This is a genomic window from Sulfitobacter sp. W074, assembly GCF_025142275.1.
Classification (GTDB): Bacteria; Pseudomonadota; Alphaproteobacteria; order Rhodobacterales; family Rhodobacteraceae; genus Sulfitobacter; species Sulfitobacter profundi.
Map to the genome: position 1 here is coordinate 1,199,264 of NZ_CP081130.1, position 23,902 is coordinate 1,223,165.

The 23,902-nt window shown below is 62.3% G+C and carries 25 protein-coding genes; 13 read left to right on the plus strand and 12 right to left on the minus strand.

The window, feature by feature from the left end; translation table 11 throughout:
* The first annotated feature begins 138 nt into the window (after positions 1-138).
* Genes ihfB through K3762_RS05965 form a run of 3 tightly spaced genes read left to right on the plus strand, consistent with a single transcriptional unit; the run spans position 139 to position 1,430 of the window.
* Positions 139-423, plus strand: a complete 285-nt coding sequence (gene ihfB, locus K3762_RS05955) for an integration host factor subunit beta (protein ID WP_067626061.1) — start codon at positions 139-141, stop codon at positions 421-423.
* Complete coding sequence (locus tag K3762_RS05960; RefSeq protein WP_067626059.1) at positions 423-773, plus strand: lipopolysaccharide assembly protein LapA domain-containing protein; 351 nt, start codon at positions 423-425, stop codon at positions 771-773. The genes ihfB and K3762_RS05960 overlap by 1 nt, the downstream gene beginning before the upstream one ends.
* Positions 774-782: 9 nt before the next feature.
* Positions 783-1,430, plus strand: a complete 648-nt coding sequence (locus K3762_RS05965) for a phosphoribosylanthranilate isomerase (RefSeq protein WP_120350586.1) — start codon at positions 783-785, stop codon at positions 1,428-1,430.
* A gap of 77 nt (positions 1,431-1,507) precedes the next feature.
* Here K3762_RS05965 and K3762_RS05970 read toward each other — a convergent pair whose 3' ends face one another.
* The 5 genes from K3762_RS05970 to K3762_RS05990 form a co-directional block, all read right to left on the minus strand.
* Positions 1,508-3,004 (minus strand): phosphomannomutase/phosphoglucomutase, encoded by a 1,497-nt coding sequence (locus tag K3762_RS05970; RefSeq protein WP_132445779.1) that lies wholly within the window; start codon positions 3,002-3,004, stop codon positions 1,508-1,510.
* A gap of 27 nt (positions 3,005-3,031) precedes the next feature.
* Positions 3,032-3,865: a 3-deoxy-8-phosphooctulonate synthase gene (kdsA, locus tag K3762_RS05975; RefSeq protein WP_067942157.1), complete on the minus strand. Its 834-nt coding sequence runs from the start codon at positions 3,863-3,865 to the stop codon at positions 3,032-3,034.
* Positions 3,862-5,598, minus strand: a complete 1,737-nt coding sequence (locus K3762_RS05980) for a capsule biosynthesis protein (RefSeq protein WP_260012303.1) — start codon at positions 5,596-5,598, stop codon at positions 3,862-3,864. The genes kdsA and K3762_RS05980 overlap by 4 nt, the downstream gene beginning before the upstream one ends.
* Entirely contained in the window at positions 5,576-6,235 is a 660-nt protein-coding gene (locus tag K3762_RS05985) for an ABC transporter ATP-binding protein (RefSeq protein ID WP_067628983.1), read from the minus strand. Before K3762_RS05985 ends, K3762_RS05980 begins: the two co-directional genes overlap by 23 nt.
* A gap of 244 nt (positions 6,236-6,479) precedes the next feature.
* Complete coding sequence (locus K3762_RS05990; RefSeq protein ID WP_260012793.1) at positions 6,480-7,103, minus strand: acyl-homoserine-lactone synthase; 624 nt, start codon at positions 7,101-7,103, stop codon at positions 6,480-6,482.
* Between the two features lie 393 nt (positions 7,104-7,496).
* Between K3762_RS05990 and K3762_RS05995 the strand changes: the two genes are divergently transcribed.
* Complete coding sequence (locus K3762_RS05995; protein ID WP_120350591.1) at positions 7,497-8,972, plus strand: cell wall metabolism sensor histidine kinase WalK; 1,476 nt, start codon at positions 7,497-7,499, stop codon at positions 8,970-8,972.
* 23 nt (positions 8,973-8,995) lie between these two features.
* Here the strand turns inward: K3762_RS05995 and K3762_RS06000 are convergent, their stop codons facing one another.
* Genes K3762_RS06000 through K3762_RS06010 form a run of 3 tightly spaced genes read right to left on the minus strand, consistent with a single transcriptional unit; the run spans position 8,996 to position 10,501 of the window.
* The gene (locus tag K3762_RS06000; RefSeq protein WP_260012306.1) at positions 8,996-9,136 is read right to left on the minus strand and encodes a hypothetical protein; all 141 of its coding nucleotides are present in this window, start codon (positions 9,134-9,136) and stop codon (positions 8,996-8,998) included.
* Positions 9,136-10,167, minus strand: coding sequence for a permease (locus K3762_RS06005; protein WP_165935590.1), 1,032 nt, complete (start codon positions 10,165-10,167; stop codon positions 9,136-9,138). The genes K3762_RS06000 and K3762_RS06005 overlap by 1 nt, the downstream gene beginning before the upstream one ends.
* Positions 10,160-10,501: a helix-turn-helix transcriptional regulator gene (locus tag K3762_RS06010; RefSeq protein ID WP_120350593.1), complete on the minus strand. Its 342-nt coding sequence runs from the start codon at positions 10,499-10,501 to the stop codon at positions 10,160-10,162. Before K3762_RS06010 ends, K3762_RS06005 begins: the two co-directional genes overlap by 8 nt.
* A gap of 109 nt (positions 10,502-10,610) precedes the next feature.
* Here K3762_RS06010 and K3762_RS06015 point away from each other — a divergent pair, with 109 nt between their 5' ends.
* Together K3762_RS06015 and K3762_RS06020 are read left to right on the plus strand one after the other, a co-directional pair.
* A complete protein-coding gene (locus K3762_RS06015; RefSeq protein ID WP_132445791.1) occupies positions 10,611-11,210 on the plus strand; it encodes a uracil-DNA glycosylase family protein in 600 nt (199 codons plus the stop codon).
* Between the two features lie 28 nt (positions 11,211-11,238).
* Entirely contained in the window at positions 11,239-12,021 is a 783-nt protein-coding gene (locus tag K3762_RS06020; RefSeq protein WP_132445859.1) for an SseB family protein, read from the plus strand.
* A 74-nt stretch (positions 12,022-12,095) separates the two neighbouring features.
* Here K3762_RS06020 and K3762_RS06025 read toward each other — a convergent pair whose 3' ends face one another.
* Positions 12,096-12,710, minus strand: a complete 615-nt coding sequence (locus K3762_RS06025; protein ID WP_132445794.1) for a GcrA family cell cycle regulator — start codon at positions 12,708-12,710, stop codon at positions 12,096-12,098.
* A 363-nt stretch (positions 12,711-13,073) separates the two neighbouring features.
* Here K3762_RS06025 and K3762_RS06030 point away from each other — a divergent pair, with 363 nt between their 5' ends.
* The 3 genes from K3762_RS06030 to K3762_RS06040 all read left to right on the plus strand — a co-directional run bounded on the left by K3762_RS06030 (position 13,074) and on the right by K3762_RS06040 (position 16,257).
* Positions 13,074-14,249, plus strand: a complete 1,176-nt coding sequence (locus K3762_RS06030; RefSeq protein ID WP_120350596.1) for an aspartate aminotransferase family protein — start codon at positions 13,074-13,076, stop codon at positions 14,247-14,249.
* Between the two features lie 71 nt (positions 14,250-14,320).
* Positions 14,321-15,226 carry an ornithine carbamoyltransferase gene (gene argF / locus K3762_RS06035; RefSeq protein ID WP_132445797.1) on the plus strand — a complete coding sequence of 302 codons (906 nt, stop codon included), beginning with the start codon at positions 14,321-14,323 and terminating at the stop codon, positions 15,224-15,226.
* Positions 15,223-16,257 carry a 2-dehydropantoate 2-reductase gene (locus K3762_RS06040; protein ID WP_132445800.1) on the plus strand — a complete coding sequence of 345 codons (1,035 nt, stop codon included), beginning with the start codon at positions 15,223-15,225 and terminating at the stop codon, positions 16,255-16,257. Before argF ends, K3762_RS06040 begins: the two co-directional genes overlap by 4 nt.
* 19 nt (positions 16,258-16,276) lie before the next feature.
* Here the strand turns inward: K3762_RS06040 and K3762_RS06045 are convergent, their stop codons facing one another.
* Together K3762_RS06045 and K3762_RS06050 are read right to left on the minus strand one after the other, a co-directional pair.
* Complete coding sequence (locus K3762_RS06045) at positions 16,277-17,758, minus strand: inorganic phosphate transporter (protein ID WP_120350598.1); 1,482 nt, start codon at positions 17,756-17,758, stop codon at positions 16,277-16,279.
* Positions 17,759-17,922: 164 nt separating this feature from the next.
* The gene (locus tag K3762_RS06050) at positions 17,923-18,384 is read right to left on the minus strand and encodes an NUDIX hydrolase (RefSeq protein ID WP_120350599.1); all 462 of its coding nucleotides are present in this window, start codon (positions 18,382-18,384) and stop codon (positions 17,923-17,925) included.
* A gap of 136 nt (positions 18,385-18,520) precedes the next feature.
* Between K3762_RS06050 and gndA the strand changes: the two genes are divergently transcribed.
* Positions 18,521-19,969 (plus strand): NADP-dependent phosphogluconate dehydrogenase, encoded by a 1,449-nt coding sequence (gndA, locus tag K3762_RS06055; RefSeq protein ID WP_132445862.1) that lies wholly within the window; start codon positions 18,521-18,523, stop codon positions 19,967-19,969.
* Positions 19,970-20,144: 175 nt separating this feature from the next.
* On the opposite strand, the gene truA is transcribed toward gndA, so the two are convergent.
* Positions 20,145-20,918 (minus strand): tRNA pseudouridine(38-40) synthase TruA, encoded by a 774-nt coding sequence (gene truA / locus K3762_RS06060; RefSeq protein ID WP_260012312.1) that lies wholly within the window; start codon positions 20,916-20,918, stop codon positions 20,145-20,147.
* 89 nt (positions 20,919-21,007) lie between these two features.
* On the opposite strand from truA, the gene K3762_RS06065 reads away from it, so the two are divergent.
* The 3 genes from K3762_RS06065 to K3762_RS06075 are packed head-to-tail and all read left to right on the plus strand — an operon-like array spanning position 21,008 to position 23,900.
* A complete protein-coding gene (locus tag K3762_RS06065; protein WP_260012314.1) occupies positions 21,008-22,435 on the plus strand; it encodes a YcjX family protein in 1,428 nt (475 codons plus the stop codon).
* Entirely contained in the window at positions 22,432-22,896 is a 465-nt protein-coding gene (locus K3762_RS06070) for a GNAT family N-acetyltransferase (protein WP_132445809.1), read from the plus strand. The genes K3762_RS06065 and K3762_RS06070 overlap by 4 nt, the downstream gene beginning before the upstream one ends.
* Positions 22,896-23,900 carry a YcjF family protein gene (locus K3762_RS06075; RefSeq protein ID WP_132445812.1) on the plus strand — a complete coding sequence of 335 codons (1,005 nt, stop codon included), beginning with the start codon at positions 22,896-22,898 and terminating at the stop codon, positions 23,898-23,900. The genes K3762_RS06070 and K3762_RS06075 overlap by 1 nt, the downstream gene beginning before the upstream one ends.
* Positions 23,901-23,902 lie beyond the last annotated feature (2 nt).

A 23,902-nucleotide genomic window follows, 5' to 3' on the forward strand; every position in this document is an offset into this window, starting at 1 on the left:
GTATGCGGCGGAAAAAAGCCGAAATAACAGAGGTTTCGCTGCGAAAAATCTATCGCAGCGCTGGTGGAACACCTTCCCGTGTGGGGCGTTATTTCCTATAGTCGGTTAAGACATCAATAAATTCTCGGGGGACGTGCCATGATCCGGTCGGAACTGATCCAGAAGATCGCTGACGACAATCCGCATCTTTATCAACGTGATGTTGAGCGGATCGTAAACACGGTCTTTGACGAGATCACGGGTGCCATGTCGCGTGGAGACCGGGTTGAACTGCGCGGCTTTGGCGCTTTTTCGGTCAAAAAGCGCGATGCCCGCGTGGGGCGCAACCCGCGCACCGGTGAGACAGTGAATGTCGAAGAAAAGCACGTGCCCTTCTTCAAGACCGGCAAGTTACTGCGCGACCGGCTGAACGGGAAAAGCTGATGCGTTACATTCGTTATGCCTGCATCGCGCTGTTCGCGGTGGCGCTGGTTTCCGTTGCCTTGGCGAACCGAAATATCGTGACACTTCAGGTGCTTCCAACCGAGATTTCAGGTTGGTTTGCGGTGAACCCATCCGTGGAACTGCCGCTCTTTATTGTAATCCTTGGCGGGATTATCGTGGGTCTCTTGGTTGGTTTTGTCTGGGAATGGATCCGAGAGCACGGCCACCGGGCAGAACTGGCGCGACAGGCCCGCGAGCGGCGTCGCCTAGAGCGCGAAGTGATCCGCCTTAAGGAAGAGAAGCATCAGGGCAAGGATGAGGTGCTGGCGCTGCTGGACGAAGCAGGCTAGACCCCTCCCATGCCCGAGAATGTTAACGTAAAAATTTGCGGTTTGACCGACCCCGCGGATGTGCCCGCCGCCCTTTTGGCGGGCGCTCGGACGCTGGGCTTTGTCTTTTTCGAAAAATCCCCGCGCCATCTGTCGCTTGAGGCCGCAGCCCATATGACGGAAGCGGTGCCAGATGGCATTTGCAAAGTCGCACTGACCGTCAACGCGGATGATGCAGCGCTTGATGCGCTGCTCGCGGCGGTGCCGTTTCTCGACATGCTACAGCTTCACGGCAGCGAAAGCCCCGCGCGGGTGGCCGAGGTCAAGGCCCGCTATGGGCTGCCGGTGATGAAGGCCATCGGCGTGGCGGACCGCGCTGATCTGGCGGTGCTGAACGACTATGTGACGGTCGCGGATCAGCTTTTGGTTGATGCCAAACCGCCGAAGGACGCGGTCCTGCCCGGTGGGAACGGTTTGGCATTTGACTGGCGGCTGATTGCAGGGCGGCGCTGGCCGAAGCCTTGGATGCTCGCCGGTGGTTTGAATGCAGACAACGTCGGAGAGGCGATTGCCCTTACCGGGTCGCGGCAGGTCGATGTGTCCTCTGGCGTTGAAAGTGCGCCGGGTGTGAAGGATGCGGAGCGTATTCGCGCCTTTTGCGAAGCGGCACTGAAGTAAGCCCTTTCAGATCAAAAGAAAAAAGGCCCGGTGGCAATGCCCCGGGCCTTTCTTATTCAAGTCGCCGAAGGGCCGGATCAGATCGATTGATCGTAGTCGCCGACGCCCGGCTCGGTCCGGATCACTGCGTCGATATCGGCAAAGATGGCGCGCATTTCGGCTTCGGATTCGGGGCTTTCGCAAACCACGACAAGGTTCGGCGTGTTGGACGACGCCCGCACGAGGCCCCAGCCGCCGTTGTCGAGCATGACGCGCGCGCCGTTCACGGTGATCACCTCGGCAATAGCGCGCCCGCCAATCTTGTCTCCGGCCTCTGCTTTGGCGACCAGCTTTTCAACCAGACGGTCGAGGATGTCGTATTTCTCGGTGTCCGCGGCGTAGGGCGACATGGTCGGCGTGGCCCAAGTCTGGGGCAGGGCGCGGCGTAGGTCAGACATGGACATGTCCGGGTTGCGGTCCATCAGCTTGCAGATTTCCACCGCGACGCGCATGCCGCAGTCATAGCCACGGCCAATCGGCTCGGCCAAGAAATAGTGGCCGGATTTCTCAAAGCCCGCCAGCGCGCCCAGTTCTTTGACGCGGCGCTTCATGTGGCTGTGGCCGGTTTTCCAGTAGTCGGCCTTGGCCCCGTGTTTTTGCAACTCAGGGTCAGAGGCAAAGAGCCCGGTGGATTTCACATCCGCGACAAAGGTGCTGTTGGGGTAAAGTTTCACCAGATCGCGGGCCATGATGACGCCCATCTTGTCGGCGAAGATTTCTTCGCCCTCGTTGTCCACCACGCCGCAGCGGTCGCCGTCACCATCAAAACCAAGCGCCAGATCGGCGCCGGAGGCGCGCACGCTGTCGGCCATGTCGTGCAGCATTTCCATGGCTTCGGGGTTCGGGTTGTAATGGGGGAAAGTGTAGTCCAGCGTGTTGTGGCTATCGACAACCTCGACCCCCAGCCGGCGGAACAGCTCAGGCGCGAAGGCCGAGGCGGTGCCGTTGCCAGTGGCGCAGACGACCTTGAGCTTGCGGGTCATTTTGAAGTCTCCCACAAGGTCGTCGAGGTAGGCTTCGCGCACACCGTCGACAAATTCATAGGCACCGCCCGGACGCCGCTCGCCCCGGCCATTCAGGACGATGTCGCGCAGCTCGCCCATCTCATCGGGGCCGTGGGTCAGGGGGCGTTGGAAGCCCATTTTAACGCCGGTCCAGCCGTTCGGGTTGTGGCTGGCGGTGACCATGGCGACCGCCGGAGCATCAAGGTGGAACTGCGCGAAATAGGCCATGGGGGAAAGGGCGGGGCCGATATCCTTGACCGTGATCCCGGCCTGCATCAGCCCAAGCATCAGAGCATTTTTGATCGACAGCGAATAGTCGCGATAGTCATTGCCCACGGCGATGACAGGCTCGATCCCGCGCGCGTGCATTTGCGTGCCAAGGCCAAGGCCAAGCGCGGTGATGCCGGGCAGGTTGATGTCGTCGGGATATTTCCAACGCGCGTCATATTCACGAAAGCCTGTCGGGGTGATCATCGCATCGCGGAGAAATTCCCAAGTGTTCGGGGTCACGGTGGAGGCCGGTTTACTCACGTCAAATACTCGCTTTTTGGGATAAATTTAGAAAGTCAGCGGATGGCTTTTTGCCAGCGCATCGAATTGCATCAGCAGATTGATCAGCCCCGGCATCTGGTCGAGGTAAATCATGTTGGGCCCATCGCTCGGCGCGCGATCGGGGTCTTCGTGCGTCTCCATAAAAATAGCGGCGACGCCGATGGATGCGGCCGCGCGCGCCATGACGGGCGCAAATTCGCGCTGACCGCCCGAAGAGCCGCCCTTGCCACCCGGCTGCGCGACGGAATGTGTCGCGTCCATCACCACCGGATAGCCGGTTTGGGCCATCTGCGGCAGGCTGCGCATGTCGGCAACCAACGTGTTGTATCCAAAGGTCGTGCCGCGCTCGGTCAAGAGGATGTTCTTATTGCCGGTGCTTTCGATCTTGTCGACGATGTTCTGCATCTCCCAAGGGGCGAGGAACTGGCCCTTCTTGACGTTCACGGCCTTGCCCGTTTCGCCAGCGGCCAGCAGGATATCGGTCTGGCGGCAGAGAAACGCAGGGATCTGCAGCACGTCGACCACTTCACCAGCCTGGGCGCATTGCGCTTCGTTATGCACATCCGTCAGCACAGGCACATCATTGGCGCGGGCCACGGATTGCAGGACTTGCAGACCCTTTTCAATGCCCAAACCACGTTTGCCCGAGAGGGAGGTGCGGTTGGCCTTGTCATAGCTGGCCTTGAAGATGAACTGCGCGCCAGCCGCGTCACAGGCTTCTTTCAGGATGCCTGCGATCATCTGCGCGTGGTCTTCGCTCTCCAACTGGCAGGGGCCAGCGATCACGGTGAGGGGACGGTCGTTGCCGACGGTCAGGTTGCCAATGCGCAGCTGGGTCATGAAGTTACCTGTTCTCTTAGAATGGACGCTGTCAGGGACAACATCAGGTAGATGCCTGCAAAGATAAGAAAAGCCAATATCGTGTTTTCGAACTTGCGGGGGTAGGTCGCCTCGTCCGGGGCCACGGGGTTTACGGCCACGGTGAGGTAGCGTACCTGCCGCCCGGCCTCGGTTCGGGCTTGCTCCATTGCGGTTTGCGCGCTTTGCAGCACCATGTCGGCGGCGGCCAGATCGGCCTGCGCAAGCTGCGCCGCGACCGCCTGTTGCGCCAGCGAGTTTTCGCCTTCGTTGGCGGCGGTCATGCGTTCGCGCAGTTTGGTCAGCTGTTCGCGAAGCCGCCGCACATCGCCGCGCGCGCCGTCGACCTTGGCTTGGTTCGGGCGCTGGTTGTCGAGCAGAGCGGCGAGTTCGAGTTCTTTCTCAATCAACAGGGTTTCGTAATTGGTGATCTGGGTCCGGATCGAGGCGATCATCGCTTCGGGATCGACGTTGTTGTCGACCTGCAGTTTGATCAGCGCTTCCTGCGCCGCGCGGCGGTTTGTCTGCGCGGTCTCATAGCCTTCGAGCGCGTCACGCATGCCGTCTTCGCGCTTTTGCTTGCTCAGGTCGTTGACCCGCTCTTCGGCATAGGTGAGCAGGCGTTTCGAGAATTCTTCCGACACCTCTGGATCGGCGGCGATGACCTCCATCCGGATCACGCCTTCGGTCGGGTCATAGCCGATTTTGACGTTCTTTTTGTAGGTCTTGTAGGATTCCTCATTGGTGGGGCTTTCCGAAAGCCGCTGGATCGCGTCGATCTGCGGGTCTGCGAAATGCGTGCGAAAGCCTGCGTCCTCATCAAGGCGCAGCATTGCGTCTTTCGATTGCAGATAGGCCTGCGTGGCGATGCTGTCTGCGCTATTGGCGAATTGCGTGGGCAGTAACCCGCCAAAGGGGCTGGTGCCGCCGCCGCCTTCGTTCTGGATGATCAGAAACTGGCTTTCAGTGGCATACATCGGCGTGGCGATTTTGTAGAAATAATAGCCCGCCGCGAAGGTCGGCAGCATGACAAAGAAGGCAAGCCGCACCATCAGCATGGCCGCTTTACGGCGACGGCGGCGGGTGATGTCGCGCTGAATGTCGGAAATCTCGCGCTGGCGGCGCTCTGCGGGGCTCACATCGGTCGAGGGCAGGCCGCGGGGGCCGCGCGGAGTGGTCTGCGGCAGCTGCACCTTTGCGTCGCCGGGCTGCCCACGGGTGGCGGGCAGATCGCTGCCGCCCTGATCTCCCGATTGCGGCACTACGAGTTCCAGCATGTTGGACCGCTGAAACGGGTCGATCCCCTTGGCGCGCAAAAGGCGCACGGCGTCGAAATCCGAGGTCGGTGCCAGCCCGTGTTTCTGCGCCACGCGGCGCGCCATGCGCAATTGGCGGCCCGTCAACCCTTCGCGGCGGATCGCGTCGATATCCTGCTCGGCCGACACTTCCTTGGCCGACGACACCTCTCCGCTGCGGGGGCTTTCAGGATCCGAGGTTTTGCCGCTGCGCGCGGCATGTTCCAAGGCTTCCTTGCTGTACGACGGTTCTACCTGCGTTGCATCGGCCACGGCGCGCAGCTTGGCCGTTCTCTCGGCCTTTTCGGCATCGGTCTGCGGTGCCTGCGCTTTCGCTGCACTGCTCGGCGATGCGCCGGAGGCGGCGGGCGGCGGTGCCTTGCGGATGCGGAATTTCCTAGCCTTGGGTTTCGTAGTCATAGAGCTGTTTCGCTTCTTCCAAGGTGTCGAACATATGTAATTTACCATCCAAAAGGACAGCGGCGGAGCGGGCGAACTTTTCAAGCGTATGGGCCTGATGCGAAACGATGATGATCGTCGTGGTTTGCAACCGTTCTTTCAGAATGTCGCCCGCCTTGCGGTTGAACTCTACGTCTGTCGTGCCGGGCATGCCTTCGTCAATCAGATAGATATCAAAATCCAGCGCCAACATCAGCGCGAAAGAGAACCGCGCCCGCATCCCTGCGGAATAGGTGCCAAGCGGTTGGTCGAAATATTCGCCCAAGCCGCACAGCCAGCGGCAAAAACTCTCGACGTAATCCGGGTCGAGCCCATAGAGCCGCGCGATATAGCGGGCGTTCTCCATGGCTGAGACTTTGTTGACGACGCCGCCCATAAAACCCAATGGAAACGAGATGTTACAGCTTCGCCTGATCTCACCGTCATCCGGTTTCTCAAGCCCGGCCATCATGTTGATCAGGGTGGTTTTGCCGGTGCCGTTGGGGGCCAGAATGCCCAAGGACTTGCCAAGTTCCACGCGAAAAGACACCCGGTCAAGGATGACCTTGTGCTGCGATCCCGTCCAAAAGGACTTGGACACATTTTCAAATTCCAGCATTCCCTGCTCCAGTTGGTGCTGAGCGCGGCCTCTCGGCGCCTCTTGTATCAGAGGTACCTTAACCGTTTATGCGCCGAATTTGACCACAATATGTCGAAATGCAGGCGATGGCCGCCGCAAGTCGCCGTGCGGGCAGGGCACGAGCAGCGCTGCGGCGGCTCAAACCGCCGCCTGTAGCGCGGTCGCTGGGCAAGCCGCCGGGGCGATGTCGGCTTGCCTATCTGCGCAGCGGTCGGTGCGGTGGTCAGTGCAGCGTGTGGGTGCTTTCGGTCGGGGTCATCTCGCCGATGTAGCTGACGTTCATCAAGGCTGCCTGCGTGCGGTCGCCGTCGATGTTTTGCACAGGGCCCACAGGCACGGCGCTCATCAGGCCAAGCCGGGTCATCCACCGGCTAAAGGTGGCAGGCACAATGCCCAAAACGTGGCTTGCGCCCATGACATAGGCGGCACCGGCCATTTGGTTCATGAGCATACGTTGCACGGCAATGCGGCGCTGCGCGGGGACCGCGCTGGTCAGGAAAAGGCGGGTCGCTTCCCAAATGTCATCGCGGACGGGCGCTTTGAAAAACAGCACGTCCTGCGGAATGTCCGGCAGCATCCCGAGCTGCGCATCGCGCAGCATGTAGCTGTACTGCGCGCAGGTCGAGGTGGTGGGCATCAGACGCACGCCGCCCATGACCTCTCCATACTCGTGCAGAACGATCCAGCGCGCGCGGGGCGTGTCGTACTGGTCAAACTCCATCCCATCAACCTGAGGGAGATCCCATTGCTTGTCATCGATAAAGATTCGGCGTCGGGCCCGGAGGAAATTGACGAATAATTCACCGTGCTGATGCATGTTTAAAAACGACAAAGTTGTGGCGCGCATGTACGGATTGGCCCGGGCGAGGGCCTCTGGGCTGTAGGGATCAGGTTCAGCCGCTTTGGGGCCAAGGAGTTTACGGGGAAAACGATTATTTTTGACTTCCAACGCTTTAGCGTCTTGTGGCGTCAGTTCGGGAAGAACATCCTGCCAAGATTTCCCACTGAAGCTCCGTCCTTGCAGACTCATGTTTGACCTCGAAAATTCGCTGTAAAAATAACTCTTATCAAGAGGCTAACCTCTAGTTGCATGAAATGGCCATACTTATGTCCCATTTCCGGGTGTAGAAGTGGGGAAGATCGCGTCTAACATGTGCGACGATGCCGAAATGCAACATGTTAAGGGCGTTTGTCGGCAGAATGCTGACATTCGAGCAGCCGACCGAAGAAAACGAGAGCGATGTCGCAGGAAAAAGTAACATACGGGCCGATTCATACGCCGCATCTCGCTGACGCGACTAAGGTGCAGCAGATGCGGGATTATTCCCAAGTCGGCGTTAACCTGTTCTGGCAGCGGCAAATGATTTTTGCGGCGGCCATTTGCCTGTCCGCTTTCTACTACGAACTTTGGCTGTCGATCACGACGTTGATCTTTATCGCGATTTCCGAGACCTTTGACTACCTTCTCTTCTTGCGCATCACCCGGTGGCGCGGGCGCAGCCCCCGTTTGGCGCGGTTGTTCATGAACCGCATCTACCTCGGGACGGTGCTAAGCGCCGGGGTGATCAGCTATTTCGCGCTTGGGATTGCGCTTCAGCAGGGGGCGACGACCCATTTTCTGCCGCTGTTCTTCCTATTCGCGGCAGCGCTTTTTGCGTCGATGAACAACCATCATATCCTGCCAGTGTTGATGCTGCGGCTTGCGATCTATGGGGCGACATTCCTGTTCATTCCAATCTGGGACATCGTCCGCACCGGGGCGAGCATAGAGTCCGAGCTCTGGACCCAGTTGTTCACCGTGGTCTTCGTGCTTTATTTCATCGTCGATTGCTCGCGTATCTTCATGAAAATGTACCGCACCAACCTGCGCCAGTTGGAAGAGTTGAAAGCAGAGCATGAGAAAACCAAGATCGCGTTTAAGGTAAAAACCGAATTCGTCTCCACCATCAGCCACGAGCTGCGCACGCCGATGACGTCGATCAAAGGGTCGCTCGATATGGCCTGCGCCGGGGTTCTGGGTGAAATGACCCCGCAGATGGAGAAGGTCTTGAAGATCGCGCAGCGCAATTCGGCGCGGCTCACGTCGATCATTAACGAGATTCTCGACCTGCAAAAGTTCGAGGCGGGCAAGGTGAGCTTTGATATCGAACCGCTTGAAGTGCAAACGATTATCGAAGACGCGATTGAGCTTAATCAGGCCTTTGCAGGCAACTTGGGCGTGACGCTGCGCTATGCCAAGCCTTCGGATGCGGCGGGAATTGCCACCGATGAAAAACGCCTGCAGCAGGTGATGTCCAACCTTCTGTCCAATGCGGCCAAATTCTCGCCCGCGGGGTCGACGGTGAAGGTCACCTCCGTCAAGCACGAGGATAAGGTGCGGATCAGCGTGATTGATGAGGGGATCGGCCTTGCGGAATCCGAGCGGGAGAAGGTCTTTGACGAATTCTCGCAGATCGACTCGTCTGACCAGCGCGCCGTGGGTGGCACCGGTCTGGGCATGAACATCTCCAAGCGGATCATCGAAGCCTTGGGCGGTCAGATCGACTACTTCAAAAACGCGGGCCCCGGCACGACGTTCTATATCGATATGCCGTTGGGCAATGGGTCCGGGCGCGAGTTGGCGCATGGGATACATGTCAAAGATATGGTCAACGGGGACGGGCCGATCGGCGATGAAGAGCCCCAGAAACCCTCCGGGGATCGGGCCGCGGCCTAGGTTCGCGGCGGCCCGGCCCGTCGTCAGTGGCCAATCACTTTCGTCTCGGCGCAGCTTTGTTGTGCGTCTTTCGTGGCCTGCGTGCCGTGGTGCGGGTCAAAGCGGTCTGCCAACACCGCTTTGACCTGATCGAGGATATGCGCAGGGGGATGCCCGTGCCCCATTAGGCCACCAATTGCCAAGCCATGCCCGCGAAGATGGCTCCGACAAAGGCAAAGGCAAGATAGGCGGCAAAGACATGCGGTTTGACCAGCGCCCAGACAGCAATGGCCGCCGGGATGCAGCTGACCCCGCCTGCGATGACAAAGGACATGGCCGCGCCTTGGGTCATGCCTTGGGCCAACAGCGCGTCGATCAAGGGGACCGCGGCATAGCCGTTGAGATAGGCCGGTGCCCCCACCAAAGCGCCGAGTATGATGGGCATGATCCCGGTGCCGCCCAAGATATTGGCGATCCATTCTGCGGGCACGTAGGTCAGCATCAAGGCTTCGACCACATAGGCGAGCGTAAGCCATTTCACGAGGAAAACCGCGTTGGTCAGCGCCGTGTCGCTAAAGCTCGCGCGGCGCTCGGCCTCTTGCCAGAACTTCCAAACCGGCGCGCCGGAGAAGGGTTTGGCCGAAGAACAGCAGCTGCTTTTCGCGGGCTGGGCGCGCAGCGGATCATTAAAGAGCGGGGTCCGCGATAGGGCCAAGACGGTGAAGCCGCCGACCATGCCAACGCCGAGTGCTGCGATGGTTTTCGCCACGGCGAAATCGAACCCCAGCGTGCCGGAGGTGATCGCGAACATGGCCGGATCCATCAAGGGGGAGGCAAGCCAGAAGGCCATAACCGCACCCAGCGGGGCGCCAACGGCGAGCAGGGCAGCGATAAAGGGGATCACCTCGCAGCTGCAAAAGGGCGACAGCCCGCCAAGGGCGGCGGCCATGACCACCATCCGGGCCGGATTGCCCTCAAAAGCGCGGGCGAGCAGGCTCTCAGCGCCGCTGGCTTTGAGATAGGCCACGGCCAGCACGGCGAAGGCGATGAACGGGGCGGTGCCCAAAAGCGCCTCGGCGGTGAAGGTAACGGTCGGCACGATTTGCGGGGGATCCAGCAGGGCGATGAGGGCAAGAAGAGCCAAGGTGATGCCCCAAGCGCCTTTCAAGAACGCCAGTCGATGGAGCACGGGAGGGGATTGCGTGGTTTCAGCCATGATCATGCTCCGTACATTCGTTGATTGCGTCTGCGCAGCATTCGGTGAGCAGGAAATTCGCCAGCGCCTGCACTTCTTCATAGGCGACGGCGGCGCAGATTGTGCTGCGGCCTTGCTTTTCCTGTTTCACCAATCCGGCGGAGGCCAAGAGTTTCAGGTGATGCGTCAGGGTCGAGCCGGTCACCCCGGTGCGTTCGCCCAGCGTGCCGATGCTCAGCCCCGCCGATCCGGCGCGCACCAAGGTGCGCAGCACCAAGAGGCGCTGTTCCGATCCAAGTGCTGCAAAGCTGCTGGCGGCGAGGGTGAGGGCGGGGGTTGCGGATTCTTGTTTCATGATTCTAGAAATATCGAAATGTCAGCCCTACGCAAGCTTTATTTCGATATTTGTCGAAGTGATCAGTTGCGGCCCTTTATCTTTCGGCCCTACCGCTTATCTCCTCCTCATGAAGGATATCCGAGATGATCTGGCGGCCTGCCGCCTTTGTGCCGAGCGTTTTGCCGTGACGGCGACCCAGCATCGCCCACGGCCCATCGTCTGGTTCAAACCCGGCGCGCGGCTGCTGATTGCCAGCCAAGCGCCCGGCAAACGGGTGCATGAGGCGGGCAAGCCGTTTTGGGACATGTCCGGCACCCGTCTGCGCGACTGGTTGGGCTTGGACGAGGCGACATTCTATGACCGCAACCGTGTTGCCATCGTGCCGATGGGCTTTTGCTTTCCGGGCTATGACGCCAAGGGCAGTGACCTGCCGCCGCCGCGTATCTGTGCCCAAACTTGGCGCAAGCCCGTACTTGAGATGCTGCCCGACCTGCGTCTGACGGTGCTGATCGGGGCCTATGCGATTAAGTATCACCTGCCCGGATTCCGCAATGTGACCGAGGCCGTCGCGGGGTGGCGGGATCATCCGCCGGGGGTCTTTGCCTTGCCTCATCCGTCTTGGCGCAATACCGGATGGTTGAACAAGAATCCCTGGTTCGCGGAAGAGGTCTTGCCCCGTCTGCGCGCCGCCGTGTCCGAGGTGATGAATGACCGACCGCCAAGCTGACCCCCAAGCTGACCTTAAGACAGCCCGGCTGATTGAGCCGACCCCGCTGGACCAAGCCCATGCCGCGATGATGACCGCCCCCGAGGATGACGCCGCCCGCCTGCGCTTTTACGAGCGTATCGCGGATGTTGAGCTATTCATGTTGTTAGAGGATGAGCCGCAGGGCGATCAGATCAGCCCGGTGCTGCTTGAGGACAGCTATGTCATGGTTTTCGACCGCGCCGCACGGCTGTCGGCCCATGTGGGGGAGGCGTCTCCCTATGTGGCGCTCTCGGGCCGGGCGATTTCCGCGATGTTGGAGGGCCAGCCGCTTGGCATGGCGGTGAACATCGGCGTGGCCCCGTCGGAAATCCTGTTGCCTGCCGAGGCGATGGATTGGCTGCGCAGCACCTTGGCCCATGCCCCGGGCGAAGTGGAGGCGGGTATCGATCAGGTGTTCCCGCCGCAGGGGCTGCCAGAGACGCTAATCGCCGCGATCGACGCCAAGCTGGCGACAGCGACCGGCATGGCGGCTGGCGCGTTCCTTGTGGGGGTCGAATATACCGGCGGCGGGCGCGGGCATCTTTTGGCCTTCGTCGGCGCGATCCCCCGCGCGCAGGACGCGCTGGTGCGGGCAGCCTCAGAGGCGCTGACCTTTTCGGGGATCGAGGCAGGGGCGATGGATGTGGGCTTCTTTGGTCCCAACGATGCGGTGGTCGAAAAACTGGCCCGCGTTGGCCTGCGCTTTGACCTGCCGCAGATGGAGCCTTTGCAGAACACGCCCCGGATGGCCCCGGGCAGTGATCCGGCGAAACCGCCGAAACTGCGCTGATTGTGCCTTGAGGCAAAGAAAAAGCGGGCAGGGCAATCACGCCCACCCGCCTTTTTCATTGCATCTTGCCAGTCTTAGCGGCGGCGGTCGCGCCGGGCGCTCATGGGTTGGAAAGCGACGCCGACGTGGGCCTCGCAATAGGGTTTGCCCTGTTGTACGGGCAGGCCGCAGAACCAGAAGTCATCGGTCGCGGGGTCGCCGACGGGCCATTTGCAGGTCCGCTCGGTCAGTTCCATCAGGCCGATCTTCTTGGCCTTCTTCTCGATTTCGCTGACCTTGGCGAGCGCCTCTGGGCTGATCTCATTGGCCGAAGGCTGCGGCGGCAGCGGTTGGCCTGCGGGGATGATCTGTTTGCGCGCGGGCAGGTTGGGCTTGGGCGCCGGGGCTGCGGCGGGCTCTTCGGATTCGGGCGCAGGGGCGGCTTCGGCCTCGGGTTCCGCTGCTGGCTTGGCGGCGGGCTTTGGCTTGGCCTCGGCCTTGGACGCTGCGGGCTTGGCCTTGGGCTCTGGCTTGGCAGCCGCTGCGGCGGCGGGTGCCCCGGCGGTGCGGTTCGACAGGCCCAGACGGTGCACCTTGCCAATCACGGCATTGCGCGTCACCCCGCCCAGTTCTTTTGCGATCTGGCTGGCGGACTGGCCTTCGCCCCACATCTTTTTAAGTGTCTCTACGCGCTCATCAGTCCAGGACATACGGGGTTCCCCAGTTAAAAAGCGGCCCCATAGCCCGGACCGCTTTGTCAGTGTATCGGCCTCCATTTTATCTTCTGGGGCCGCAGGTGCAAGCGCCGATGCCCCTTGAGGGCGGCGCGCTGCGATTGGGGCTTTACGTGGGGGATGAAGGGCGGCTATGCAAGGCCCATGATCAAATGTGCCACATATTCCATCCGACGACGCTTCGTTCGATAAACATAGCGCCCTTTAGGGGGCGGCGTGATGGCCTGATCTCGCAGCAGACATGCTGCACCCTTTCAAAAACAACCAAATCCCATTGACCCTGCGCCAGCCCCATGCCCTTTTACCGGCGTGACGCGGCCCTCTTTCAAGGACAAACAGATGATCCCTTCCGTTCTGCCAACCTACAATCGCGCCCCTTTGACCTTTGTCAAAGGCGAAGGCACATGGCTGATCGAGGCGGATGGGCGACGTTTTCTCGACCTTGGCGCGGGGATCGCAGTGAACGCGCTTGGTCATGCGCATCCAGCGCTGGTGAAGGCGCTGACGGATCAGGCTCAAGCGCTGTGGCACACGTCAAACCTTTACCACATCCCGCAGCAAGAGGCGCTGGCTGACCGGCTGGTGGCCGAGACTTTTGCCGACACGGCATTTTTCTGCAATTCAGGGACCGAGGCTTGCGAGTTGGCCGTGAAGATGGCGCGCAAGTATTTCTATGAAGCAGGCCAGCCCGAGCGGGTTGAGATCATCACTTTCAGCGGGTCGTTCCACGGCCGTTCATCTGCCGGGATTGCCGCGGCGGGGTCTGAGAAAATGACCAAAGGTTTCGGCCCGCTGCTGCCGGGTTTCGTACATCTCGATCTTGGCGACAGTGACGCGCTGGAGGCCGCCATCACCGATAAAACCGCCGCCATCATGGTGGAGCCGGTTCAGGGCGAAGGCGGCATCCGCGCCGTGCCGGATGCCGAGTTGCAGCAGATGCGCGCGCTTTGTGACCAACATGGGCTGTTGCTGATTATGGACGAGGTGCAATGCGGCGTTGGCCGGACCGGACGGCTCTTTGCCCATGAATGGGCCGGGGTGACACCCGATATCATGATGGTCGCCAAGGGCATCGGCGGGGGTTTTCCGTTGGGCGCGGTGCTGGCCAATGAAAAGGCCGCGTCGGGCATGACTGCTGGCACCCATGGGTCGACCTATGGCGGCAACCCGCTGGGCTGTGCCGTGGGCTGCGCCGTGCTGGATGTGGTCGCCGACGCGGGCTTTCTGGCAGAGGTGAACCGCAAAGCGGGGCTGATGCGTCAGCGCCTTGAGGGGCTGGTGGCAGAGCATCCGGGTGTCTTTGAAGAGGTCCGTGGCGCGGGGCTGATGCTGGGGCTGAAATGCAAAGTGGCGAATGCGGATGTGGTCGCCTCGGGCTATGACCATGACCTGATCACCGTACCCGCCGCGGACAATGTGATCCGCCTTCTGCCGCCGCTGACCATTTCCGACGATGAGATCGCCGAGGCCGTGACCCGCCTTGACGCCATCGCGCGCGCGCTGACCCCGGCCTGAACGCCATTCACCTAAAATATTCCTCGGGCACCGGAGGCCGTGGCCTTAGACCCGCAAGACAGAGACGACAGATGAACCATTTTCTTGATATCCACCAAACCGACCCCGCCGATTTGCGGCAGATCATCGACAACGCCGCCGCCATGAAGGCCGCGCGCCAAGGCCGCCCGCGCGGCGCGGCGGATGAAGATCAGCCGCTGAAAGACCACATGGTCGCGCTGATCTTTGAAAAACCTTCGACCCGGACGCGCGTGTCTTTCGATGTGGGCGTGCGTCAGATGGGCGGGCAGACGATGGTCCTCTCGGGGGCGGACATGCAGCTTGGCCATGGAGAGACCATCGCCGACACCGCCCGCGTGCTGTCACGCTATGTCGACATGATCATGATCCGCACCTTCGAAGAGCAGACCCTGCTTGATATGGCCGAACATGCCACCGTGCCAGTGATCAACGGGCTGACCAACCGCACGCACCCCTGCCAGATCATGGCCGACATCCAGACGTTTGAGGAACACCGCGGCCCGATCAAGGGGCGCAAGGTGGTCTGGTCGGGCGACGGCAACAATGTCTTTGCCAGCTTTGCCCATGCGGCGAAACAGTTCGACTTTGATCTCGTCTTTACCGGCCCCGAGCCGCTGGACCCTGAAGCGGCGCTCGACGGGCTTTATACCGTCGAACGCAATCCGCAAAAGGCTGTCGAAGGCGCCGATCTGGTGGTGACCGACACATGGGTCAGCATGCATGATCCGCAATCGGCCCGCGAACGGCGGCACAACCAGCTGCGTGGCTATCAGGTGAACGACGCGCTGATGGCGCTGGCGAAACCTGACGCGCTCTTCATGCATTGCCTGCCCGCGCACCGCGATGATGAGGCGACAAGCTCGGTCATGGATGGCCCGCATTCGGTGATCTTTGATGAGGCCGAAAACCGTCTGCACGCCCAAAAAGCCGTCATGCGCTGGTGTCTGGGGGCATGAGCGACGGCCCCCGCATCGTTGTCGCGGGCGCGGGGGCGATCGGTTGTTTCATCGGCGGATTGCTGGCCGGGGCGGGGCATTCCGTAACCCTGCTGGCCCGGCCTCGTATTCAGGCCGAGATCCGCACCCACGGGCTGACGTTGACCGATTTTGGCGGCATGGCCCGCTACCTCTCGGCGGATGATCTGACCCTTGCGGGTGATGAGACCTGTCTGCGCGATGCCGATATCGTGTTGGTCACGGTCAAATCGCGCGACACCGAAAACATCGCCCGGCAGATCGCCCGCCACAGCGCGCAGGGCGTGCAGGTTATCAGCCTGCAAAACGGCATGGGCAACCGCGCGGCCTTGGCCCAGCACTTGCCGCAGCATGATCTGCGCGCCGGGCTGGTGCCCTTCAACGTCGTGGCCATGGGACAGGGGTGCTACCACCGGGCAAGCTCGGGCGATCTGGTGATCGAGGGCGGACCGGCGGATCTGGCGGCGCGGCTGTCGTTGCCGGATCTGAAGGTGGTGGAACACGCGGATATCACGGCCCTGCAATGGGGTAAGTTCCTGATGAACCTCAACAACGCGCTGAACGCGCTAAGCGGTCTGCCGTTGCAAGCGCAGTTGCAGGATCGGGCGTGGCGGCGGCTGATGGCCGATCAATGGGCCGAGGCGCTTGCCATTCTGCGGGCAGAGAAGATCCGCCCTGCTATGACCACGCCAATCCCGGCGCGGCTGGTCCCGGCTCTGTTGCGCCTGCCGACACCGCTGTTCACACGCATCGCCTCTGCCATGTTGCAGATTGATCCGCAGGCGCGGACCTCCATGGCGCAAGACCTTGCCGCCCTCCGCCCGACCGAGATCGACGCGTTGCAAGGCGAGGTGCAGCGCCGCGGGCAGGCGCTTGGCCGGGCGACACCGGTAACGGATATGGTCTTGCGGGTGATGGGCTGGGCAGAGCTTGCAGGCGAGGGGCTGCCGCATTTGCCGGTCACCGCCCTGCGGGCCGAGATGGCAGCAGGGCAGGACCAGCAAGAGGGGTAAGGCGCGGACGCGCCTGACCTCAGTTCACGAGGGTGTTGAGCACCCAAAAGACCATGGCAGAGAGCAGGGCCGCGGCGGGCACGGTAATTACCCAAGCCGCGACGATGGTCATGAAATGCGACCGGCGCACCAGCTTGCGGCGGCGGCGTTCTTCCTTGGCGATGCGTTTCACTTCGCTGGTTTGGCCGCCGATCCGGCGCAGGCGCCGCTCCATATGCCATTCGCGGTAAAAGCCCACGCCAAATACCCCGCCCACAGCGATATGGGTGGAGGACACGGGCAGGCCCAGCCAGCTTGCCACGATCACGGTGATCGCCGCCGACAGGGCCACGCAATAGGCGCGCATCGGGTTCAGCTTGGTGATCTGGCTGCCGACCATGCGGATCAGTTTCGGCCCAAAAAGGAACAGACCAAAGGAGATGCCGAAGGCGCCGATGATCATGACCCATGTGGGAATGCTGACCTTATCCTCAAAGCCGCCGAACTCTGTCGCATGTACGATCGCCGCCAGCGGCCCCACCGCATTGGCCACGTCATTGGCCCCATGCGCAAAGCTGAGAAGGGCGGCAGACAGCACCAGCGGCAGGCCAAAAAGCGTTTTGACCGAGCGGTTGCGGTTCTCCATCCCCTCGGACGCGCGGCGGATCAACGGGGCGGAGATGGCATAGACCACCAGCCCCGTCACCAGCCCGATGATCAAGGCCATGGGCATGTCGATACTGATGATTTTCTTGAGGCCCTTCAGCGCCAAATAGGCCGCAAAGACCCCGGCCATCAGACCCACAAGCACCGGCACCCATGTGCGCGCGGCGGCGATTTTGTCGTCTTGGTACAGGATCCGTGCCTTGATGAACGCAAGGAACATCGCCGCCACGGCACCGCCCAACACGGGAGAGATCACCCAGCTTGCGGCGATCATGCTCATCGAGCTCCAGTTGACCGCGCCAAGGCCCGCAGCTGCGATGCCCGCGCCCATGACACCGCCCACGACCGAATGGGTCGTCGACACCGGCGCGCCGACCCATGTGGCAAGGTTTACCCAAAGCGCGGAAGACACCAGCGCTGCCATCATCGCCCAGACAAAGATGCGCGTGTCGGCCACGCTGGCCGGGTCGATGATGCCCTTGGAAATGGTCGAGACGACATCGCCCCCCGCCAGCAAGGCACCGGCGGATTCGCACAAGGCCGCAATCACGATCGCCCCGCCCATGGTCAGCGCATTGGCGCCCACGGCGGGGCCCATGTTGTTGGCCACGTCGTTCGCGCCGATATTCACCGCCATATAGGCGCCGAAGATCGCGGCCGCGATCACGACAAAGCTAGAGGGCTGATGCCCGAAGAAGACCGCCGCAACGGCACCTGCCACCACGATAAAGGCCAGCGCAATGCCCGGCGCCACGAGGGGGCGGGCGACATAGGTCGCGGCCAGTTCGACTTGCGAAATGCGGTTGAGGTCCTTGTCCAGCGTCTTCCACTGGCTGCCCTGCGGTTCCGTTGCCATTCCTGTATGATCTCCCAACGATCCTAACGTTAAGCGGGGGGTGACATAAGGCTATCGAGGGCGCAAGTCACCCTGTCACAAAATTGTAACATTCGGCGGAGGGCGGCATTGGCTGTTGGGGAAGGGCAATGGGGCACCGGGCCGAGACCCGATGCCATTAGGCTTTAGTGAAAGGCAGATAAGATTGCTTTAAGATCAGGCTCATCCACCAGTTCCGCCGCCTCTTGGGGCGTGAACCACGCGCGCTTGCGCATGCCCGCTTCGGGGTATTCCTCGCTCAGATCGCGCACGCGAGTGAGATAGACCTGTGTGGTCACGGGCACGGTCAAGCCTTCGCCGAGACCCTTGTCATAGTCGAAAATGCCCATCGGATCGGATTCGATGTCGGCTTTTGTCACCCCGGCCTCTTCCCATGCTTCTTGCAAGGCGGCTCCGGCACCGTCCAACCCGTCGATCGGCCAGCCCTTGGGCAAAATCCAGCGGCCCGTGTCACGGCTGGTGATCAGCAGCACCTTTTTGCCTGCCTCGGACTCGCGGTAGCAAAGGGCCGCCACCTGCACGCGGCGGGGACGTTTGAAAATAGGAAGGACCATATCCTCCCAAGCGCGTCTAAATACTTGTGTCATTACAGAACTATGCCTCGGTCGGGTGTTTTTCTTGTTATCCCCGCATTATATAGTGTTCCCGAACGCAAATCAAACTGCGGCGCGCCGGATCGGCGGGCTTGGCAGTATGACCGGCTAGAAATGAGGCATGATCGTTATGGCAACTGGCACGCAGGCGGACGGGGGCGCGGCACGGGGGGCAGGCGCCGATATCGGGGTATACGGGCTGGGCACCATGGGCTCTGCTCTGGCGCTGAACTTGGCCGACAACGGCTTTACCGTGGCGGTGAGCAATCGTGAGGCAGAGTGGATCGCGCCTTTCCTTGACGAAGCCGGCCCGCTGGCCGAGCGCCTGATCGGGACCCAGCGACTGGAAGATTTCGTCGCCGCCATCGCCCGCCCGCGCAGCATCTTGTTCATGATCCCCTCTGGCGCACCGGTCGATGCGATGATCGAGACGATCAAACCGTTGCTGGATGAGGGCGACACCTTGATCGACGGCGGCAACGCCGATTTCCACGACACCCGCCGCCGCAGTGCCGCATTGGACGGCACCGGTCTGCATTTCGTCGGCATGGGCGTGTCGGGCGGAGAGGCCGGGGCGCGCAATGGCCCGTCGATGATGGTGGGCGGCAGCGAACATTCGTGGACCCAGTTCAAACCGATGGCCGAGACGATTGCCGCCCATTTCGAAGGCTCCCCCTGCGTGGCGCATCTGGGCCCCGACGGGGCGGGGCATTTCGTCAAGACGGTGCATAACGGTATCGAATATGCCGACATGCAGATGATCGCCGAAGTCTACGGCCTGCTGCGGGATGCAGGCGGGCAGGGCGCGGTGGAGATCGGCAACCTTTTCGCCGACTGGCGCAAGGGGCCGCTGAATTCCTATCTGATCGAAGTGTCGGCAGCCGCGCTTTTGTCGGTCGATGCCCAAAGCGGCACGCCGATGGTCGACGTGATCCGCGATCAGGCGGGGCAGAAGGGCACCGGGCGCTGGACCTTGATCGAAGCGCTCAAGATGGGGCAATCGGCCAATACCATCGAAGCCGCCGTCGGCGCGCGTGGCTGGTCGAGCGAAAAGGCCGTGCGCGAGATGGCCGAACCGTTGCTGGCCGAAGGCGTGCAAGACGCGCCACTGCCTGAGGTGGACGATCTGGAGATGGCGCTTTTGGCGGGGCGGATCATCGGCCACGCGCAGGGCTTTCGCATTCTTTCTGCGGCCTCGGAGGAGTTCGACTGGTCCCTCGATATGGCGCGGATTTCCGAGATTTGGCGGGCGGGCTGCATCATCCGCTCGGCGCTGTTGGACGAGTTTGCCGACGCCTTCCGGGGTGAGTTGCCGGGCGGGCATCTGATCCTTGCCCCCGCCATGCGCAAACGGCTGGAAGAGAGCGTTCCCGCGTTGCGGCGTGTGGTGGCGGCGGGCGCGCTGCTCGGCGTGGCGCTGCCTGCGCTGTCGGCGGCGCTCGCGTGGTATGATAGCATGCGCCGGGCGCGCGGCACGGCCAATATGATCCAAGCTCAGCGCGATTTCTTCGGCGCGCATGGGTTCGAGCGGATAAGCGAAGAGGGCAAGTTCCACGGGACGTGGACGCCTTTGCCGTAAGGGTGCTTACGGGTCCGGAAACAAGCCGAAGGCGCCGGACCATCGCCTGCCCGCCCGGTCGGGGAGGCGATTTAGCAACGGGCGGAACACGACGAAAAGCCCACCCATGGTTGCGCCATAAAGTGGCATGAAATTAGCGTAGCATCGCCACCCCGCGGGGAGGCGATGGACCTCGTTAGGCTTTGGCAAACGGGTCCACCGGATAGCTCACATGCGCCAGATAAAGCCCCTGCGGCGGGCAGACCGGCCCACAGGCCGCACGGTCCTTTGCCGCAAGCGCCGTCCCCATATCCGCCACGCTCCAAGAGCCCGCGCCGACACGCTCCAGCGAGCCGACGAAGCTGCGCACCTGATTGTGCAGGAAAGACCGCGCGCGCACGTCGAAATGATATTCCGTCCCGGCCATGGTCTCGACCTGAGAGACCTGCAAGCGGTCTAGTGTTTTCACCGGGCTTTCCGCCTGACAGACGGTTGAGCGGAAGGTGGTGAAATCATGTTTACCCACCAAGAGATCCGCCGCCGCCTGCATCGCCTCTACATCCAAGCCATGTTTGATCTGCCAAACCAGCCCCGCCTGATGCACCGCCGGGGCACGCCGGCTGAGGATGCGGAAATGATAGCGTCGCTCAAGCGCCGAGAAACGGGCGTGAAAATTTTCGGGGGCCAGCACGCAATCGGTGATCGCAATGGGCTGCGGTTTCAGATGATAATTCAGCGCTTCGCCCAGACGAAAGGGCCGCCAGTCGCGGGCCATGTCGCAATGGGCAACCTGCCCCAGCCCATGCACGCCGGTATCGGTGCGCCCGGCGGCGGCGATGGTATGCGCGCCCGGCTCCAACTTGGCCAAGGCGGCCTCGATCGCGCCTTGTACCGTGGGTTGGTCAACCTGACGTTGCCACCCATTGAAGGGCGCACCGTGGTATTCGATTTTCAAGGCATATCTGGGCATGGACGGGGCCTTAGCGCGGGCGGGCGCTTCTGGCAATCCCCGGCTGCCGACCCTATGTTAACGGCAAAGACAAGGGGACGGGCGCAGCTTTGGGTATCACAGGCATTGCCGACGGCATTTGGCGGCAGTTTGAGAATGTCACCGACACGGTGGGAGAGACGTTTTTCGAGCCGGTAATCCGGCTTGGGGTCACGGGTCTTGCGCGCTCGGGCAAGACGGTTTTCATCACCTCGCTGGTGGCGAACCTGCTGGACCGGGGGCGGATGCCGGGGCTGTTGGCGGCCTCCGAAGGGCGGATAGAGGCGGCGTTTTTGCAGCCACAGCCCGACGATACCGTGCCGCGTTTTGACTATGAGAACCACCTCGCCGCGCTGACCGGCAAGACGCCGCATTGGCCGGAAAGCACGCGGGCGATTTCGGAACTGCGGCTGTCGCTCAAGGTGCGGCCCAATGGGCTGCTGGCGGGGCTGCAAGGGCCGCGCACGCTGCATCTGGATATTGTGGATTACCCCGGCGAATGGCTGCTTGATCTGGCGCTGATGGATGTCTCCTACGCCGAATGGTCGGCGCAGGTGATTGAGCGCATCGCTTCGCGTGAGGAGGCGGCGAGCTACCGCGCCTTGGCCGAGCAGACCGACCCCCATGCCGAGTTGGAAGAAACCACCGCCCGCAGGCTTGCCGACAGCTTTGCCGATTATCTGCAAACCGCCCGCGCCAATGGCTATTCCGACTGTACGCCGGGGCGGTTTCTGCTGCCCGGTGACCTTGCAGGCTCACCGGTGTTGACCTTCGCGCCGCTGCCGGGCTCAGACGGGTCACCGCGTAAGTCGCTGATCCGCGAAATGGCGCGGCGGTTCGAGGCCTATAAGAAACAGGTGGTGCAGCCCTTCTTCCGGGATCATTTTTCTAGTATCGACAGGCAGGTGGTGCTGGTCGACGCGCTTGGCGCGATCCACCAAGGGCCGCGCGCGGTCGAAGACCTGCGCGGCGCGATGGCTGATATTCTGGGCGCCTTCCGTCCGGGGACAAACAACTTCCTGACCAGCCTGCTGCGCGGCAAGCGGGTTGAGAAAATCCTGTTTGCGGCCACCAAGGCCGACCACCTGCACCACAGCCAGCACCCACGGTTGAGCGGCATCATGCAGGCGCTGATCCGTGACGCGCGGGACCGGGCGCAATACGCAGGCGCGGGCACGCGGGCGATGGCCATCGCCAGCCTGCGCGCCACGACCGAAGACGTGATGACCCATGGTGGAGAGCCGCTCGACGTGGTGCGCGGCACGCTTTTGAACGACGATGAAACACGCGGGCGGCAGGCGGCATTCTACCCCGGAGAGTTGCCCGAAGACCCGGCGCATTTGCTGACCCCCGCCCGGCAGGGCGCGCAGGAATGGCTGGGCGCGGATTACCAGATCATGCGTTTTGCGCCGGCGGTGTTGGACCTGCGCCCCGGCGACGGCCCGCCCCATATTCGGCTCGACCGCGCGGCTGAATTTCTGATCGGGGACCGGCTATGACCGCGGTGCTGACCCGCCCCGCCACCCTGCGCCTCGCGCAACCCCTCGACGCTGGCGCGGTGGGCGGCATCATGAGCGATTTTGCCCGTGATACCAAATGGTTGCCGCGCATTCATACGGCGGCTGAGGATATTGCCCACGCTGACGCAATGATCGCCCGCGGCTGGGTCACGGTGGCCGAGCAGTCAGGCCGGATCGCCGGTTTCGCGGCCTGTGAGGGCGGCGAGTTGGATGCGCTTTATGTGTCGCAGGCGGCGCGGGGACGGGGCATTGGCTCGGCCTTGTTGAAAAGGTTAAAGACGCGCCATAAGGCACTGACTTGCTGGACATTTCAGGCCAATGCAGAGGCCATCGCTTTTTACCGCCACCACGGGTTTGCCGAAACCGCACGCGGCGATGGCAGCGCCAATGACGAAGGGCTGCCCGATCTAACATTGCACTGGCAAAGGGAGGCCGCTTGATGGCCCGGGGACCGATCCTGTTCGACCTAGAAGAAGACGCCAAGCCCCAGCCCTCGGTCGCCGACGCGCCTGCTGTGCCAGAGTTGGACGTGGAAGCGCCGCCGCCCAAGGGCCAAGCGATGCAGATCGCCGCACGGCTCGCCGCGCGCAAACCCTCGCGGCTGGTGCGGATGTTCTGGGCGCTGGCCGGGGCGCTGGTGACGGCGCTGGTGTCGATCGCGGCTTGGACCTTCGTGATCGACCTGATGGCGCGCTACCCGCTGCTGGGCTGGGCGATGACGCTGCTGATTGGGGCGTTCTTGCTGGTGCTACTGCTGCTGTCCCTGCGTGAAATGGCGGCCTTTGGACGGCTGGCGCGGCTGGACGGGCTGCGCCATGACGCGGGCGAGGCGCTGGCACAGGGGGATTTGGCCGCCGCACGCAGCGTGACGGATCGGCTGGAAACGCTTTACAAACACCGTGAAGACACCCGCTGGGGCCGCGACCGGCTGACCGAACTGCGCGGCGATCAATTCGATGCCGAGGCGCTGCTAGGGCTGGCCGAGAGCGAGGTTCTAGCCCCACTGGACCGCGCCGCCACCCGCGAGGTCGAGGCCGCCGCCCGGCAGGTCGCCGCCGTCACCGCGCTGGTCCCCTTGGCGCTGGCTGATGTGGCCGCGGCGCTCAGCAGCAACCTGCGGATGATCCGCCGCATTGCCGAGATCTATGGCGGGCGTTCGGGCTTTTTCGGCTCGTGGCGGCTGACCCGCGCAGTGCTGTCGCATCTGGTCGCCACCGGGGCCGTGGCGGTGGGCGACGACCTGATTGAGCCGCTTTTGGGGGGCTCCATCGTGGCCAAGCTGAGCCGACGTTTTGGCGAAGGGCTGGTGAACGGCGCGCTGACCGCGCGCGTGGGCGTGGCCGCGATCGAGGTCTGCCGCCCACTGCCCTTTGCCCGCGAAAAACGCCCCGGCGTGCGGGGCATCGTCAAACGCGCGCTGACCGGGGTGTTTGGCAACGGCTAACG

Coding starts and splice junctions, on each gene's coding strand:
- ihfB (WP_067626061.1), top strand. CDS start 139: ATGATCCGGTCGGAACTGATCCAGAAGATCGCTGACGACAATCCGCAT.
- K3762_RS05960 (WP_067626059.1), top strand. CDS start 423: ATGCGTTACATTCGTTATGCCTGCATCGCGCTGTTCGCGGTGGCGCTG.
- K3762_RS05965 (WP_120350586.1), top strand. CDS start 783: ATGCCCGAGAATGTTAACGTAAAAATTTGCGGTTTGACCGACCCCGCG.
- kdsA (WP_067942157.1), bottom strand. CDS start 3,865: ATGACCCAGCTGCGCATTGGCAACCTGACCGTCGGCAACGACCGTCCC.
- K3762_RS05980 (WP_260012303.1), bottom strand. CDS start 5,598: ATGACTACGAAACCCAAGGCTAGGAAATTCCGCATCCGCAAGGCACCG.
- K3762_RS05985 (WP_067628983.1), bottom strand. CDS start 6,235: ATGCTGGAATTTGAAAATGTGTCCAAGTCCTTTTGGACGGGATCGCAG.
- K3762_RS05990 (WP_260012793.1), bottom strand. CDS start 7,103: ATGCGCGCCACAACTTTGTCGTTTTTAAACATGCATCAGCACGGTGAA.
- K3762_RS05995 (WP_120350591.1), top strand. CDS start 7,497: ATGTCGCAGGAAAAAGTAACATACGGGCCGATTCATACGCCGCATCTC.
- K3762_RS06000 (WP_260012306.1), bottom strand. CDS start 9,136: ATGGGGCACGGGCATCCCCCTGCGCATATCCTCGATCAGGTCAAAGCG.
- K3762_RS06005 (WP_165935590.1), bottom strand. CDS start 10,167: ATGGCTGAAACCACGCAATCCCCTCCCGTGCTCCATCGACTGGCGTTC.
- K3762_RS06010 (WP_120350593.1), bottom strand. CDS start 10,501: ATGAAACAAGAATCCGCAACCCCCGCCCTCACCCTCGCCGCCAGCAGC.
- K3762_RS06015 (WP_132445791.1), top strand. CDS start 10,611: ATGAAGGATATCCGAGATGATCTGGCGGCCTGCCGCCTTTGTGCCGAG.
- K3762_RS06025 (WP_132445794.1), bottom strand. CDS start 12,710: ATGTCCTGGACTGATGAGCGCGTAGAGACACTTAAAAAGATGTGGGGC.
- K3762_RS06030 (WP_120350596.1), top strand. CDS start 13,074: ATGATCCCTTCCGTTCTGCCAACCTACAATCGCGCCCCTTTGACCTTT.
- argF (WP_132445797.1), top strand. CDS start 14,321: ATGAACCATTTTCTTGATATCCACCAAACCGACCCCGCCGATTTGCGG.
- K3762_RS06040 (WP_132445800.1), top strand. CDS start 15,223: ATGAGCGACGGCCCCCGCATCGTTGTCGCGGGCGCGGGGGCGATCGGT.
- K3762_RS06045 (WP_120350598.1), bottom strand. CDS start 17,758: ATGGCAACGGAACCGCAGGGCAGCCAGTGGAAGACGCTGGACAAGGAC.
- K3762_RS06050 (WP_120350599.1), bottom strand. CDS start 18,384: ATGACACAAGTATTTAGACGCGCTTGGGAGGATATGGTCCTTCCTATT.
- gndA (WP_132445862.1), top strand. CDS start 18,521: ATGGCAACTGGCACGCAGGCGGACGGGGGCGCGGCACGGGGGGCAGGC.
- truA (WP_260012312.1), bottom strand. CDS start 20,918: ATGCCCAGATATGCCTTGAAAATCGAATACCACGGTGCGCCCTTCAAT.
- K3762_RS06070 (WP_132445809.1), top strand. CDS start 22,432: ATGACCGCGGTGCTGACCCGCCCCGCCACCCTGCGCCTCGCGCAACCC.
- K3762_RS06075 (WP_132445812.1), top strand. CDS start 22,896: ATGGCCCGGGGACCGATCCTGTTCGACCTAGAAGAAGACGCCAAGCCC.